Origin of the sequence: Shewanella putrefaciens (assembly GCF_016406305.1) — a bacterium.
Taxonomy (GTDB): domain Bacteria; phylum Pseudomonadota; class Gammaproteobacteria; order Enterobacterales; family Shewanellaceae; genus Shewanella; species Shewanella putrefaciens_C.
On sequence record NZ_CP066369.1, the window covers coordinates 1,654,279 to 1,670,156 of the forward strand.

The 15,878-nt window shown below is 47.3% G+C and carries 10 protein-coding genes; 1 reads left to right on the top strand and 9 read right to left on the bottom strand.

Going from position 1 to position 15,878, the window contains the following annotated elements:
• Positions 1–232 precede the first annotated feature (232 nt).
• Together JFT56_RS07080 and JFT56_RS07085 are read right to left on the bottom strand one after the other, a co-directional pair.
• Entirely contained in the window at positions 233–1,240 is a 1,008-nt protein-coding gene (locus tag JFT56_RS07080) for a catalase family peroxidase (protein ID WP_198782971.1), read from the bottom strand.
• Positions 1,241–1,448: 208 nt separating this feature from the next.
• Entirely contained in the window at positions 1,449–2,678 is a 1,230-nt protein-coding gene (locus JFT56_RS07085; protein ID WP_198782972.1) for a sugar diacid recognition domain-containing protein, read from the bottom strand.
• A gap of 245 nt (positions 2,679–2,923) precedes the next feature.
• Here JFT56_RS07085 and JFT56_RS07090 point away from each other — a divergent pair, with 245 nt between their 5' ends.
• Positions 2,924–4,411 carry a M4 family metallopeptidase gene (locus JFT56_RS07090; RefSeq protein ID WP_198782973.1) on the top strand — a complete coding sequence of 496 codons (1,488 nt, stop codon included), beginning with the start codon at positions 2,924–2,926 and terminating at the stop codon, positions 4,409–4,411.
• Between the two features lie 56 nt (positions 4,412–4,467).
• Here the strand turns inward: JFT56_RS07090 and JFT56_RS07095 are convergent, their stop codons facing one another.
• The 7 genes from JFT56_RS07095 to JFT56_RS07125 all read right to left on the bottom strand — a co-directional run bounded on the left by JFT56_RS07095 (position 4,468) and on the right by JFT56_RS07125 (position 15,870).
• On the bottom strand, positions 4,468–5,157 hold the full coding sequence (locus tag JFT56_RS07095; protein WP_198783520.1) for a uracil-DNA glycosylase family protein: 690 nt from the start codon (positions 5,155–5,157) through the stop codon (positions 4,468–4,470).
• A gap of 87 nt (positions 5,158–5,244) precedes the next feature.
• Positions 5,245–5,859, bottom strand: coding sequence for a hypothetical protein (locus tag JFT56_RS07100; RefSeq protein WP_198782974.1), 615 nt, complete (start codon positions 5,857–5,859; stop codon positions 5,245–5,247).
• A gap of 213 nt (positions 5,860–6,072) precedes the next feature.
• A complete protein-coding gene (locus tag JFT56_RS07105) occupies positions 6,073–8,160 on the bottom strand; it encodes an MtrB/PioB family decaheme-associated outer membrane protein (RefSeq protein WP_198782975.1) in 2,088 nt (695 codons plus the stop codon).
• Between the two features lie 12 nt (positions 8,161–8,172).
• Positions 8,173–9,174 (bottom strand): decaheme c-type cytochrome MtrA, encoded by a 1,002-nt coding sequence (gene mtrA, locus JFT56_RS07110; protein ID WP_198782976.1) that lies wholly within the window; start codon positions 9,172–9,174, stop codon positions 8,173–8,175.
• A gap of 68 nt (positions 9,175–9,242) precedes the next feature.
• Positions 9,243–11,195: an OmcA/MtrC family decaheme c-type cytochrome gene (locus JFT56_RS07115; protein WP_198782977.1), complete on the bottom strand. Its 1,953-nt coding sequence runs from the start codon at positions 11,193–11,195 to the stop codon at positions 9,243–9,245.
• A 332-nt stretch (positions 11,196–11,527) separates the two neighbouring features.
• Entirely contained in the window at positions 11,528–13,702 is a 2,175-nt protein-coding gene (locus tag JFT56_RS07120; protein ID WP_198782978.1) for an OmcA/MtrC family decaheme c-type cytochrome, read from the bottom strand.
• A 248-nt stretch (positions 13,703–13,950) separates the two neighbouring features.
• On the bottom strand, positions 13,951–15,870 hold the full coding sequence (locus JFT56_RS07125) for an OmcA/MtrC family decaheme c-type cytochrome (protein ID WP_198782979.1): 1,920 nt from the start codon (positions 15,868–15,870) through the stop codon (positions 13,951–13,953).
• Between the last annotated feature and the right edge of the window lie 8 nt (positions 15,871–15,878).

Genomic DNA, 15,878 nt, shown 5'->3' on the forward strand with positions numbered 1-15,878 from the left:
AAAACTGCTTTAAGGTCAGCTTATTATTGAATACTGCGGATTGAATAGCTTTGGCTAAAACCACGGAATTACCGCGTTGTGATGGGGTGTTTTTGTGCCCACGCACAAAAATCGTCGGCTGAATTCGAATGTTATAGGGGCGTTTTGTCGATAAAGGGCTTGTCGAGAGGCGTTGGCAAATAGACTCATTTGCCAACGTTAAAAAGGAATGTTTGGGTTTAGCTCACCGTCTTTATTGACGACGAATAAAGGACTCTACATAGGCGGCGGTGCGGGCATTGAGTATCGGATCGGCCGATGGGGCAATACCCTTAGGTAATAACAGCGGGTTGAAAATACCTTTATCGCACTGTTGAACTTGGGGATCGCTGTCTCGCTCACCGTTAATCACCACTTGGCCTACCAGTAAACGCTGGCGAGTCTCAGGCCAGATAACCGTTGGGTCATTAATTTCATCACCCGTTTCGGCGAGTTGAATATAGAGATTCCATTGTGCTGGCTGGGTTTTAATGCGCTCGAGTAATTCGGCTTTTAAAAAATCGTCACTAAGATTAGCCAGTTCGCTGGCGGATAACGCCGCTGTGCCTGCAACGGGTTCAAAAATCCATTTACCCGCAACAATTTTACCCTGTTGTTCAGCGTTTTTTGCGGTGCTAAACAGGAAGCTATTTACGCCATAGTAGCGACTGTTGGCAAAACTTGGGCTGGGAGGCAGCTGTTTTACATAATCAAAAAAGGCTTTGGCGCTGGGTTGATTGTCAATAAGCCATTGTTTACCTTCAGCGCCCTGTTTCACTTTGGTCTGAAAGGTAAAAAAGTCTTCTAGATTACTGGCGAAGAAAACGGGGACGTTAGTGGTGACAAAGTTAAGGTTTTCTTTATCGCCATCAATTTTGAGTGACATAAAGCGCCCTGGGGTTTTATCAGAAATCTGAGGGTTAGTACCGCCAAGGGAAAAGCGGGCTGTCACCTTAATAACATCTTGATTAAAAAATGGAATCGCCAAGGTTTGTTGTAATTGCGGATCGGGTTTAAAACTGCCCGAAGTACAAAATCCCTTAGTGTGATTACGCAGTTTAACCTTTTTAGCCGCTTCGCGACTGGCTGCATCGGGTGTGCCATTGACGGCATCGACCAGTTCGGGAATGGTTTTCTCGGCGGCGATTAATGTCGGCGAAGTCAGTGCAATGCCGCTAATAAGGCAAGCCTTGGCGAGTAAAGTCAGTTTGATTGGGTACATAGCAATTCCTTTCGATGGACTGAATCGAGCGTTCTAGAATATAGACGCGATATCTTATGAAACGATAGGAAAGGGGATACGGTATAAATCTTTCAATCGATCTGTTAATAAATGCCAAATTTTACTCAATGGTGCAGAAATAACGCCAGCGCCGCCAGCCGCTGGTGTGTTTTAGGCTATTCGTGTCAATGGTTAAGCCATTTTGGCGTTAAGTTGAGCGAGTCGAAGTATCAATCAATTGCCCCAGATACAGGCTCAATAGCCCGTGCAGGGATTGGATATCTGTTTTAGTGAGCTGCTGAATTTTATCAAGGCGATACCTTAAGGTATTACGGTGAATAAACAAGGCATTAGCACATTGCTGCGCATCACCAAAGTGGGTGATATAGGCGGCTAAGGTTTTGCGCAACTGGCCGTTTTTATCCGCCTTGGCGAGTTGCTGATAGGGTGTTGCCAGTGCCTGTCCACGCCAGTCATGTTTAAGCCCAGCGAGTAACACTTGCAGGGAATAATCTTCGAACAGGTATTTAGTGCCTCCGGGGTGGAGTTGTTTACCTAGGCTCAAGGTTTCCTGCGCTGTTTGGTAAGAGCGCGCGATACCGCCTTTTTCGGGGAAAAAATGGCCTAGGGCAATCTTAAAGTTTAAATCCATCTGGGCGGGTAAACGTTGCAGTAACTTATCGATGCGCTGGTTTTCAAGCTCAGGATCCCATTGTTTTCCATCTAAAAAAGCCGGTTTTAAGATGACTAACTGCGACATAGATGTCATGGCGATTAAGTTACCGCGATCCGGGTTTTGCAGTAGATGTAACACTTGCTTTAGGGTTTCGCTCACGCGGGGATTTTGTCCATCAATGCTCTGCTCTGCATTGCTTAACCCATTAAAAGGGTTACTGACCTCGACAGGGGGTTGTCGGTGCTTTTCACTGACCTCAATAATGGCCGCCACCCGTGGCAGGCTGATATCAATGTCCAGTTGTTTAGCCCAGCGGTGTAGCTGCTCATCGTCAGCGGTTTGCGCCTTGATAAGCTGCAGAATAAATTCTTCCCGCTGGCGGTTCTCCCACTGCAATTTATCCTGCAGGTTGGCTTGTTCGACAATCATTTCGGCGGTCATTTTGAGCAACTCGCCGTAATGGGTTAACTCACTGGGATCGCCAGTAATACCGATAACACCAATGATTTGTCCTTGATAATGCAGGGGTAAATTGATGCCGGGCTTAACACCGTGGAGCCCTGAGGCAACTTGCTGACTGATTTCCACATTGCGATTTTGTGCAATGGCCAGCAGTGCGCCTTCGTGGGTAGAACCAATACGTTTAGGATCGCCTGAACCTAGGATAACCCCTTGGCCGTTCATCACATTGATATTGTGGCCGATAATTTTCATCGTACGACTCACAATTTGTTTGGCGATTTGCTGATCTAAAACGTACATAACTAACCTTAGATTTCAATCTATTAATAAATATTGCGTGGCTAGATTTACTGATAATTAAGCCAATAGCAAGCGCCTTTAAAAAAGCAGGCGTTTTTATAATCTTCTATAATCACATTGTATTGATGTTGTTAAATTGTTAACTGTAGCGTAACAAAGTCGTTTGTAAGCTCGTTTTATTTCTGACACTTTGTATCCGCTGAGCGCCGTTTATCCAGCACCGGAAAATGACAAAGGACATGAAAATGAAGATCTATACCTTACCTTCGGCTCTGGCTATTTGCATAGCGAGCAGCTTTCAAGCACAAGCAGTCGAAATAAAAGTGAATCATGGTCAATCGCTTCAGTCTGCGGCGGGATTAAGCCAAGGGCATAGTTTTAAAGAAACCAAGGCCATTACCACGGCCCGCGGGCAGAAAAAAACTAAAGAGCAGCAATATTACAATGGTGTCTTGGTCTACGGGCATCATTTGGTTGTGAGCCATGATGGCTTAACGCAAACCGCCATGGGTGAAGTCGCGCAAATTGGGGATGATTTTTCGGTGGAGGCGGGGATCACTCAAGGTCAGGCAATTGCGGCGCTGAATAAGCTATATCCGGGATCGGCGGCTTCGGGTAAAAAAGAGGTGGAACTGGTCATTCTAATGGAAGATTCAATCCCTAGACTGGTTTATCGCGTTTCCTATTTAAGCGATCAAACCGATGAGCTTTCTCGGCCAACGGGCTTTGTCGATGCACAAACCGGTGAGGTATTAAGGCATTGGAACGAGATCATGACCGCGAAGGGCGGCAAACCTGGCGGCGGTGGCTCGGGGGGCGGTACTAGCATCTCTTTTGATGCCACTGGCCCCGGTGGCAATGGCAAAATCGGTCAGTACTATTACGGTAGCGATTATGGCTATCTTAAGGTGAGTGAGTCTAGCAGCGTTTGCACTATGCAAAATGCCAATGTGAAGACTGTCAATATGGCGAATGCGACACGCCGTGGCACCACTTATTCTTTTACTTGTCCTGAAAATACCTACAAGTTTACCAATGGCGCCTATTCACCGCTCAACGATGCTCACTACTTTGGTGGGGTCATTTTCAACATGTATAAGGATTGGTATAACACAGCACCATTGAGCTTTCAGTTAGAAATGCGGGTGCATTATGGTCGCAACTATGAAAACGCCTTCTGGGATGGGGCGGCCATGTCCTTTGGCGATGGCGCCAGTTATTTCTATCCCTTGGTGAGCTTAGATGTGTCGGCCCATGAGGTGAGCCATGGGTTTACCGAGCAAAACTCAGGGTTGAATTACAGTGGCCAGTCCGGTGGTATCAATGAGGCTTTTTCGGATATTGCCGGTGAAGCGGCTGAGTATTATATGCGTGGCAGTAACGATTGGAAGGTGGGCTATGACATAGTCAAAGGCTCAGGGGCGCTACGTTATATGGATGACCCCACTCTGGATGGGCGCTCTATCGGTGATGCCGCCGATTATACTGGCACTATGGATGTGCATTACTCTTCCGGTGTGTATAACAAAGCATTCTACCTGTTAGCGAACAAAACGGGTTGGAATACCCGCAAAGCATTCGATGTCTTTGTATTAGCAAATCAGCTGTATTGGAATCCAACATCAAACTTTAACCAAGCTGCCTGCGGCGTGCAAACTGCGGCAACTGACTTTGGTTACCCCGTTGCCGATGTGAGTTCCGCCTTTTCATCCGTTGGAGTGACTTGTCAGTAATGCACTGATTTGAATCTCCCTAAGACTAAAGCCTCGAGCCATTAACTCGGGGCTTTTTAGTTTGATGGGGGATGTGAAACCTCGAGCAATGTTGCGATTCTTTGCCTCAGCCTTGGCAGCATATCGCGTTCAAATTCGGGGTGCTGCTTAAGCCAGAGATTATTACGTGGGCTAGGGTGTGGCAAAACCATAAACTTGGGCCAATATTGCTGCCACTGCGGCGTTGCCTGAGTCACTGTGATGCTCTTTGCTTTAGCTTTTGCTTGAGTATTGGGCGTCGATGCGGGGCTTGTGTTTACCTGAGTCTCTAAAGCTGTGATATCCACCTGATTAGTGGCTAAGTGGTAATCGATGGCGTATTGGCCGAGGATCACGACTAACTCTATCTGTGGCATTAGCGCCAGTAGTTGCCTATGCCAAGTGGCGGCGCATTCTGGCCGCGGTGGTTTATCACCTTGCTTCTTACCATTTCTCTCAATACTGCCCGGAAAACAAAATCCCATTGGCACTATGGCAAATAGGGCAGGGTCGTAAAATTGCTCCCGGGTGACATTTAACCAAGTGCGTAGCCGCTCACCGCTGACATCATCAAAAGGAATGCCCTTATGGTGGGTTTTTATGCCCGGAGCTTGGCCGGCAATTAAAATCCGTGCCTGGTGACTGGCCTGCAAAATAGGTTTAGCTGGCAAAGGCAAATAGGCCTGACAGAGTGTGCAGGCCCTGACTTTTAGCAATAGCGCGTCCATGGCGGTTAAGCCTATTGGTTCTGGCGGTTGTGCTTGTTTCACCATAATGGGTATCTAAGCTTTATACCTAGGCCGAGTATCTAAGCTCTAGGCCATTGAGGATTGAAACATCACTAGCGTTTGGTATAGCCAGTAGCCAAATAGGCCATAGCCACCCACTAAAGCTAAATAATTTAACAGCTTAGGTATTTGTTTCGGTGTAGAGGCCAAGCCAATATGAGCAACGACAATGGCAAAAAGTGCGAGCGGGGCAATGATATAGCTTAAGCCTAAAATCGTTAATGCCCCAAAGCTGAGGATCCAGTCGGCTTTTGCATGGACGGTTTTATTGATTTGATGGAGCTGCAATGGCAGCAGGATAAGCCCGGTACCTATGCAGATAATGCCGACATTGAGGGCGAAATCGCTCCAGCCCCTATGGTCATAAATGGCAAGGGCGAGGGCAATCAGCGGCACAAGTAAGGCACTGAGCACATGGCGCTTGGTAAATGTGTGGCTGCTATAGCGGCCGGCAAAGAAAAATAATCCCTGCAAAAGAAGATTGATTAAGGTAAAGCCACCAAGGCCTAAAATGATAAATAGGCTGGCCGTGCCACCCGAGGGATCGAAGGCAATGGCGGGCAGTGGGAGTAAACTTAGCCCGAGTAATGCGGGTATCGATGCGAGACGTTGGGGTTGGGTGTGCGAAAAATGATTCAACATGGTTTTAGACGATTAACGAAAAGATTGAATTAAGATCCGCTAAAGTGACTTAAAACTCAAGGAATAAGCTTTTTATGGGCGGATTTTCGCGCCAGAGTCTGATCTTATTCAAGAATTTGGCTTTTGGATTGCCACACGTATTGTCACAATCCTTAAAATACATATAAACAAAAGCCCGCAGCAGCGGGCTTTTGGATGAAAGCGAACCGTGCGCTAGAGTTTGTAACTCATACTGAGCATGATCATCTGTGCCGTGTAGTCATGGCTATTGCTACCAAAGCCTACGACGTTCCAGATCCCATCGACGGCGATATCATTGGCGGCGTCATTGTCCTTATAGTTCTCAACTTTGTAATCCAAGCGCAACGCCATTTTGTCGGTGGCTTGATATTGAGCATATAAGTTAATGTTATGTACTTTGGCAAAATAATCGCCATAGTCGCCTGTGATACCTTGTCTGACTTGGGTGTTACTGTCGGAGTCTGAATAAGTGTAATCCAGTCCTAAACGTAACTTGTTCTCGAGCAGGTTGTTGTAGCTGATACCTGCGCCAAGGACGTCCACTTTATCCTCAATGAAGCCTGTCCAAGTTGGGGTGCTGTAACTGCTGCTTCCCGCCTGTTCAGATTCAATGGTTTGGTGGTTGTAGAAGGCCGTTGCCAGTAAATCTGCGGTGATCATATAGCTGATATTGGCATCATAACTGGTGTCTTTTGACTCAGTTAAACCAATCTCAGTATCGGTATAATCATCGAGCGCGTAACGGGCACCGAAGTCGAGGGTCAGGCTGTCAATCGGCGTATGAGTGACGCGGGCTTCTACTTGGGTTCTGTCACGATCCGCTAGGTTGTACTTACGTAACAAACTGTTGGTTTCGGACGAGGTCCACTCAGAGGCTTGATATTGCGAGCCATCACGTTTGCCGTAGCTGCCCTTAACCCACATGTCCCACATCTCGAAGCTGTTGACTCTAAAACGTGCCCACACTGTGTTTTCGTCCGTGGTTTCACGGTCTTGATAATCACGTTCGTCACGTTTGAAATCATAACCGCCGTCTAGCTTCATGCCTTGGGTAATACGGTAATCTGCGGCCACTTTGAAGCGTTGACTGCGATTATCGTAAGGGGTGTTATAGGCCACCTTACCGTTGACATTATTGACGCTGATCTGGGTCCATTCTTCGATTTGGGTGTTGTTATCGCGGTCGTGGTAGTCATAACTACCGCTTAAGCGCACGGAATTACTCACTTTACTGACGACTTTGAGGTTCATCCCGAGCAGATCCACTTTGGCATCGACTGCTTCTGTGGGCACCTGATAACCATAGCCAGAGGTGACTAAGGCTTGATCTTGACTCATTTGCCCTGCCAGTATGCGACCCGATAACACATTAGTGCTGTCGTTGTATTGACCCATTAATGTCACTGTGTGTGACTGGTTGTCTGGGTCAAGGGCGATAGCACCTGAGGTTTGGGCACCAAAGGTTGGGTTGAATGCGCTGTCAAAATTTAGCTGGTTATATTCGTTTTTGAAAATAGAACCATTGTAGTTAAGTGCAGTGAACCAACGATCGCCTTTAAGCTTAACGCCAGCCTCTATGGTATCTGTGGTGTAATCCACAGGTTCGGCGAGCATCATCGATTGGTTGAAGAAACTACCTGAGGTTTGTTTTAAACCGGTTTTTTCTTCACGCATATAATTTACATAGGTGCTCCACAGGGATTCGCCTTGGTATTCAAAGCCTAAACCTGTACGTTCGCGCTTGAGTGATAGCTCCAGAGAGTTCAGGCTATCCATCAATAGTGGCATTTGGCCGCTCGAACCTGCGGTAATCCAGTTATCGGGCAGGGTCAAATGGTCGCTACCCACACCAGAGTAGGGCGTTAGGGCGCTGTTGCTGTCATAGGTGGCAATTTGGCGGTAGTTAACATTGATATTGTACTGGCCTTGTTTGCCCGCATTCACATCTAAGCGGCCGCCATCCATACCCAGTTGATAGGCTTCAACACTGGCACGGTAACCTTTTTCCCCTTTGTAGCTTAAATCGGCGTCGAGTTTACCCGCCACTTCATTGGATGTACCAAAGGCATTGGCGGAGCGAATATCATCTTCACTGTTATAGCCTACACCCACACCGACTGTGCCGGATGTGCCGGTTTCAACGACGCAGCCTTTACAGCTCCAAGCGGAGAGTTTGACTTTGTCAGTATTGGCATTACTGATGCCATAACCATCTGCTGCCACTGCAAAACCTGTGTTTGCCAATAACGCCAGAGTGATCAAATTGAGTTTAAATTTCATTTTCTCGTCTCCTTAGCGCTGTAATAGCTTGCCAGATGGATGGTTAGAACCATGGACCTGACTATGGCAATTTAAGCAGCTTCTTCCACCCGTAAAGGCATTGTCACCGACGTTAGAACCTAAACCAGTGTTACCTAAGTAGGCGTTGCTGGCGTGGCCATCACTGGCGTGACATTGCTGACACAGCTGCGGTGCGCGGGTTTTTAGCATGGCATCATTCACACTACCGTGAGGATTATGGCAGGTGACACAATTCTCAGTGACGGGTGCATGCTCCCAGAGTTTTGGGCCGCGTTTTTCGGCGTGGCAGGAGTAACAGGTATCATTAACGCTAGGTTTGTTAAGATCGGAATCTGTCATGCTCCCATGGGGATTATGGCAATCGCTACAGGTCATTTGCGCCCATTTGAGTGGGTGACTTGAGCGTTTGTTCATATCCGCTTTTTGCTTGGTATGGCAGCTGGTACAGACTTCCATCTCAGTGTTTTTTGATAACACAGGATCTTTGGCGACATGCACTTGGTGACAAGAGGCACAAGCAACATCGGCGTTGTCATGGTGACCGCCATTCCAAGACATGCGTTTATCGTCTTGGTGACAGCTCATACACACGCTGTTTTGCTTGTCCGCACTTAAGGTCGATTGCTTACCGAAAGTGATCATCGGCTCGTTGCCGCCCTTGTTGTGCTGACCCATAGGGCCGTGGCACGCCTCACATTGTAGGCCAGCCATTGGGCTCTTGGAGGAGTCAATGGTGCCGTGGACACCTTTGAAAAGGTCCATGACTTTTTCGGATTTCTTATGGCACATCAAGCAAGAATCGGCGCCTTTAGGTGAGTAGTTGCCTTCGGCAAACTTCTTATCTAAGGTCGCTTCCACTTGCTCTGGGGTCATTTTTTCATCCCACTTGGAGGCGTGAGCACTCGGTGCGATGCATAAAGACATCACTGCAGACATTGCCATGGAGATGACAAGTGCCGGCAGTAGGTTTTTCATTTTGTGGCTGTTCTTCATAATAGGCTTCCCAATTTGTCCCAACAACATTCAAGAAAGGGGGAGCGAACTCCCCCTGCTTGGGCAAATTACATTTTCACTTGAGTGTGATCTGTTGGTGTGGGTTTGTGACAGTAGAAACAGGTTTCTGACTGCGCCGCTTGGTTCGCTTGAACATAGTCGCCATTCACAATCGCACCCATATTTTCTAGGCCGTGGCCGATAGATTCTGGCGCATGGCAAGAAGTACAAGTTGCGGTAATTGGGGTGGTGTATTTACCTGCTGAAGTTGCCAGCGCACCTTTGACCTTGAATGCATCGAGGTTGAAGTCGTTATGGCACTGAGTACATTCTTTGATAACACCTTGCTCACCGTGAACAATGTGCAGTTTCATTTCGAAACCACCTTTGTTCGCACCGCTCGCATAGGTACCGTCAGGAGTATGACAGGCCACACAAGCATCGACACCGACTATAGGGTTACCATTGGCATCTTTAGTATGTGACACTTGTTCAGTCATCACAAAGCCTGAATGGTGACCTTTGTGAAGCTCGAAGGTATCACTGTGACAGCCTTGGCAAGTGCTGAAGTTAACCGAATTTACATGGCGCATGCTTGGGGCATTACCGGATTTAGTACCAAAGACTAAGTCCGCTTTCATACTCGTGGTTGCGCTGTCTGCAGTACATGCCGTGAGTGTGGTGCCTGTATTACACATTTCTAAACCGATGAAGGTAAAGGCTGTGTCGGTATCGCCAGCGCCAAAGGGCAGTGCAGGTGTCGTGAAAACAAACTTACCCTCTACGACGGTCACGCCCGCTTGCAGTGCACCATCTTTGACTAAGTCTTTCGCTATTTTCGCAGCACCACTACCTGGGCTTGGGTTGTAGCCCATGATCGGGAAGTTAGGGCCGACGTTGGTGATGGTTTCAAGGCGTTTGATCTTATCTTGAACCGCTGCGGCATCCATGGCTTGACCGTTTTGGTCAAGGATAGATACGGTCAATACTGCCGTGTCATCGGCTTGACCGGCCAGTGTGGCTGACATACCTAACTGAGCGATAACGGCTTTTTTATCCGCGGTCTTGCCAGTGTGAAGTTCAGTCGTCCAATCGCTGTTATGGCAGGCGATACAGTTGGAGTTGTCTAGCTGTTGTGAATGACCGTTACCCGCAGCAAAATCGACGGCGGTATGACAACTTCCACAAGTGGCGGCAGTGGGGATACGAGACCAATTGCTCCAATCTGGCGCGGCGTCATGTTGCGTATGACAGCTTTGGCAACTTTCTAATGAACCTAAGGTTAAGTCTTTGTGTTTAGCGTGGACCAGAACGTTAAATTCTTTACCTACGCCCACTTTGCCCGCCGTGTGGCAAGTTGCACAGTAGTTCACATCGGAATAAGCACCACCGTGTTTCACATTGGCTAAGTCTTGGTGGCAAGTGTTACAGCTTTCAGTAGCAACAATTTTGCGGCTGTATGTCGGGGTTGCACCCGTATCGGCAGTGAAGTCGACAAAGGCGTTACTATTTGGAATCGGAGTACCATCGAGTAACGGGGTGTTATAGGCACGAATTAACACACGTTGGGCTAATTGTGAATTGTACGTGACCTTAGCGTTTGCGGTCAGGTTCATTTTGAAGGTATAGCTGTAGTGACCGTTTTTCTGGTCAACAAAAGTACCCGGGCAAGTGGCGGCAAGATCACAGGTTTCATCGCCAAAGTATTGCCACTGTGAGGCATTGCCAGCACCCGTAGCACCCTGCGGGATCAGCTGCGCTGCGGCAAAGCGCATTTTTTGCAGACCAATCACAGGTAAGTCATCTTCGTTAGTGACAGTGAACTCAACACTAGGCACACCGTTGGTCACGACTGATTTGTTAAAGGTAAAATTAAGGGTTTGGATCGCTGGTGCAGGCTCGCCACCATCAGTACCATCATTGCCATCTTTACCATCGCTGCCACCACAACCGGCTAAGGCCACGGTGACTGCACTTGCTGCCAGCAGCAGTGCGATTTTAGATTTTTGTGCGTTCATCATTTTTTTCCCTGCATAGGTTTGGCATTGCTTAAGTTTTTATGTTCTAGATCCGACAGATTCTATGTCTGTGTTTTTGGTCACTAGAGGCGACTTAAGTTGATGCTGGAAATAGAATTCCCCAAGGAAAGGCTAACCTAACATGCCGTTAAAATCTTCAAGGCCTTTGCTAATGTGTGACTTGGATCTTTCTATTTCTAAAGAGGTAGTTAAACCAGATGGGAAAAATGATTTTAGATCAAAAAAACAGCGAGTTTTGACGTTGAGATAATAAAAAGAGAGAGGTTTTATCCTCTCTCTTTAAAATGGTCACTTTACTTTAGTAAGTATTATGACTAATTACCGTGAACTTCACGTAATTGAGTTGGTGTATGGCAAACGGCACAGCTTTCCGATGCGCGAGTTTGAACATCGGCTGCACTGCTACCATTTAAGATACCACCGTTAGTCTCAATATGAGATTTAGCAGAATCAGACAGATACTTCTGATGGCAGCTTAAACAAGCGCCAGCATCAGACGATACCCAAATATCAGCACCATTGTTATTAGTATCACCATAACGCCATGTACGTTCTGGAGCACGTCCTAAGGTAATACCTTGATCGGTATGACAGGTTGAACAATCAGTTTTTAGTACAGTACCTGATTGAACTCCACCATACTTCAGATAATGGCCTTCACGTTCGTGGGCCTTCCAAGCAAAGCTAGTTGGGATTTTGCCACCTGGATAGCTTGAATTACCTGTCAAAGTCTTATCCGATGTATGGCATGTTTGGCAGTTTACGCCATTGTCATAGTGGTGGATTTCTTGATTATGACAGCCTTGACACTTAGCTGGGTCAATGATTTCACGGCGTGTTTTGGCTGTTGCAGAGCTATCTACACCAGTATCTTTCCAGACAAAGTGATATGGCGCTTCTTTAACTTGCACTTTACGTACGTTAGCGACACTACAATCGGTCGGAGCGATATCGGCAACACCGTAACCACCATTGTTAAAACACACTGCTAATGCAGACCAGAGTTCAAACGTTTTACCGTTAGCATCGGCAGGTAAGTTGAACTTAGTACCTGTTAATGAATAGGTTTTGGTCGCTTCATTATAGGTGCCTTCGCTTAGAGCGATACGACGGTTGCTATAAGACGCAGCAGTATAGCTTGGGAAATCTTTATCAGAATCCCAGGCCACTACAACGCGTGAGCCTTGGTCTAAAAAGACTTTATCGATTGCATTGCCATCTTTATCGACAACTTGAACATCAAAAGTGATTTTGCCTGTGTCATTTACGCCAACATTGCTGAACTTCACGCCCATTGCTTCAGCATCTGTGTAAGCTTTTAGTACATCACCATGACGCTTAGCCGCACTGCCTGTGCCGCCATATGGCTCGGTAGCATTGTGGCAAGATGTACAATCACTGCTGCTATGGTGAGATGATGGTTTTTCAGTATGGCAACCAATACAAGCTTGATTACTTAAATCGGCTTTAAATAGATCGGCATTGGCTGGAGCGCCAGTTCCTTCAACGTGACAAGCTGAACACTCAGCCGCAGGTTTTAATGGGAAACCGACTTTACCGTAGTCAATGACTTTACCGCCATAGCCGACAATTTTATAGGGAGCTGGTACTTCTGCACCTGTTGCATCAAAGGTATGGCGTTCGCCACCTTTGTGGATAGCATGGATCATGTAAGTGAATTCAATGCTATTGCCTGACTCTGGATCGCCTGAGGTCGCAGTATGGCAAGATGCACAGTTTTCAATATCGACACGACGGCCACCGTGCAGTTCTAGACTTTCAGGTTGGTGACAGGTGTAACAAGCTTGGATTGAAACGACATTGCGGGTTTGAATGCCTTCTGTTTTACCTGTTGATGGTTGCCAATCTAAGTGAGCATTTGCCGCCAATTGTGGTAATTCAAGTTCTAACGTAGCTCGCTGGGTTGCGTCTGCATTATAAGTGACGGTTAAAGGCTCAGTCACAGTCGCAATATTAGTTTGATAGGTGTAGCTATAACTACCATCGCCATTGTCTACTAAGCATGTATCACACTTACTGGCTGATTCGACGTTAGCTTGATATTGTGCCGAAGGGTTTAAGTTATCGACATCTGCTGGCGCAGTGCCAGGTTCTTTTTTGGCATTGATATAGGCTTGCCATTGGAAGCCACGATCAGCAGGTTTCGCTGGATCGGCTGTTGCTTCAGTAACGTGAGTCAGCTGTGCGATACCAAAACGTATGTCGTGATCTTTCGTTAAACCAAGAACGGCAACACCGTTAGCATTTTCTAATGTAAAGTTAACAGTCACTTTACCCGCATCGACCGTAGCATTGGTAAAGTTTGCTTTAAGTGTTGAAGTAGAGTCGATATTTACACCGACAACTCCTGGTTTACCATCTTCACCATCTTTACCATCATCACCACCGCAACCGGCGAGTAGGAGTGAAAGTAAACCGGCACCCAACATCGCTTTTGTTGCGGTATTGAAATTGAACCGTTTCATCATGATATTTCCCTGCAATAGTTGTAATCATCATCAAACACTTTGGTAGATAAGAATAAATCTCATTACCCGCATAAGATGTGTGGAATTAGTTTTCCATCTGTAAGGCTAACTAAGTCACTGGTATTTATCAGTCATTTTAAGTGGGTAATGTGACTGAGATCTGACTATTTCTTTAGGGGTAGATGACTGCATAGTATGAGTTCCTTTTATATCTGCAGTTGCTGGCCTTTTAGACCAGCATCAGAGGGTTAGTTTATAGGGTGTATTTTAAGTACGTCGGCCACGGCACCTTGTCCATGACAGAAAGTGCAGGTTTCGGTGCCAGCGGTCGCATCGGCTTTGGTCCCCGCAAACACTGCACCTTGTTGCATCATGTGGCTATGGGTTGCATCGCTGGCGTGGCAGTTACTGCACACCGCTGCAATGGGGCTAGTGAATGTACCGTTATTGAGGGCTAGGGGTTGTACGGCTGGATTGAGCGGCAAGGCAACCGTAGAGACACCCGCGGCATCTTTGACATGGCACTGGGCACAGTTACCGATTTCCCCTGGGTAGTTTAGGCTTTCAAAGCCTGCAAACTGGCTCGTGTGAATACCGTGGATCAGCTGTTTAAAATCAAAGGATGTCGCCGAAGGATTCACAGCTGTGGGATCGGCAAGCATATTGGCGTTATGGCAAAGCTGACATTGTCCTTCAAGATCATTACGCGAGCCGTGAATATTAAGCTTTTGATCGCCGTGGCAATGACCACAGGAGGCATTACTGACGACAGTCCGGCGTCCTTCGGTGCTTAGGGCCGACATATCAAAATAGCTGTGGCTGGACTTAATCACTAGTACTTCTGCTAGTTCAGTACTGCAGTCCACCAGAACGCTGTCTTTAGCACAAATTCTACCTTGAATCGCCAATCCGCCACGGTCTGCTTCTGTGCCCGCTGGCACGGTAAGACCCGATATCGTATAGGTATAAGTACCATTGGCACCCGATACGGGGAGGGATTCAAGGAGTTTGATTGAGCGAGCCGAGCTCGTTGAATAATCAAAGCTGGTCCCCCAGTTAGCATAAACTCTGAGGTCATTGATGAATTTGAGCTTATCTGCACTCTCGTTATAAACGCTTCCTGTGGTTGGGTTCATCAGTGTCACGGCGACTGTGACAGTACCATTGGCATCCATACTGGCACTGGTGATGCTAGGGCTAAATTGCTTGAGTGCTGCGGTTTGCTCTTCATCGCTGTGTACACTGGCGGTCCACTCTGCGTTATGGCAAGCCACGCAATTACTGTTATCCATTTGTACAGGATGGCCTTCTCCCGCGGGGAAGTTTATTTGTGTGTGACAGGCGCCACAAGCTTGCATTGTCGGGACTCTATGCCAGTTTTGCTGTTCGGCTAACTCTGGATTATCGGCATGGCAAGTTTGGCAGTCACTCGTCGATTGTGGGAATCCGGTTAAATGTTTGCTGTGGATCATCTGTGGGAAAATATCCGCAGGGTTACTGACTTTTTTACTGTTATGGCAGGTGACGCAGGTTTCTACTTGGTTATATTTACCGCCGTGGAAGGTCAGGTCACTGTGGCAACTGTTACAGGTTTCTATGGTGACTAAGTTACGGGTGTAGGCGACGGTTTGTCCGGATGATTGCCAGTCATAGTGTTGATTCGTGGTCGGTAATGGGGTGCTATCGGCAAGGGTATCACCACCGATTTTGACCACCATTCGTTGGGTCGCATCGGGGATAAAAGTCACACCATTCATGCCATTGAACGGGGCGCTGAAGGTGTAAGTGTAGTGACCGTTTTTATGATCTGTCAGGCTGCCTGGGCAACTTGCCGCGCAGGTTTCGGCGGTAAAGTGTTGCCATTCGCTGCTATTTCCCGCCCCCGTAAAACCTTGGGGAAGCAATTGCGCAGCGATAAAGGTGGCCGATGGAATACCAATAATGGCTTCGTCATCTTGGTTACTCACTTGAAAGTCAACTTGAGCAATGCCTTCCTGCAGCGTGACTTTATCCACTATCAGGTTCAGAGCGGTAATGGTGAGGGCTGGGGGCTTGCCAGGTTCACCTGGATTGCCATCTTTTCCATCATCACCACCGCAGGCGGTAAATAGGGTGACTAAGGCCAGCATCAGACTGAATTGAGTGCTAAATTTTGCAAACTTGTTCATATTTCTAT

Bases quoted from the DNA above. Each gene is read 5' to 3' on its own strand.
- JFT56_RS07080 (WP_198782971.1), bottom strand. From the start codon at position 1,240: ATGTACCCAATCAAACTGACTTTACTCGCCAAGGCTTGCCTTATTAGC.
- JFT56_RS07085 (WP_198782972.1), bottom strand. From the start codon at position 2,678: ATGTACGTTTTAGATCAGCAAATCGCCAAACAAATTGTGAGTCGTACG.
- JFT56_RS07090 (WP_198782973.1), top strand. From the start codon at position 2,924: ATGAAGATCTATACCTTACCTTCGGCTCTGGCTATTTGCATAGCGAGC.
- JFT56_RS07095 (WP_198783520.1), bottom strand. From the start codon at position 5,157: ATGGACGCGCTATTGCTAAAAGTCAGGGCCTGCACACTCTGTCAGGCC.
- JFT56_RS07100 (WP_198782974.1), bottom strand. From the start codon at position 5,859: ATGTTGAATCATTTTTCGCACACCCAACCCCAACGTCTCGCATCGATA.
- JFT56_RS07105 (WP_198782975.1), bottom strand. From the start codon at position 8,160: ATGAAATTTAAACTCAATTTGATCACTCTGGCGTTATTGGCAAACACA.
- mtrA (WP_198782976.1), bottom strand. From the start codon at position 9,174: ATGAAGAACAGCCACAAAATGAAAAACCTACTGCCGGCACTTGTCATC.
- JFT56_RS07115 (WP_198782977.1), bottom strand. From the start codon at position 11,195: ATGATGAACGCACAAAAATCTAAAATCGCACTGCTGCTGGCAGCAAGT.
- JFT56_RS07120 (WP_198782978.1), bottom strand. From the start codon at position 13,702: ATGATGAAACGGTTCAATTTCAATACCGCAACAAAAGCGATGTTGGGT.
- JFT56_RS07125 (WP_198782979.1), bottom strand. From the start codon at position 15,870: ATGAACAAGTTTGCAAAATTTAGCACTCAATTCAGTCTGATGCTGGCC.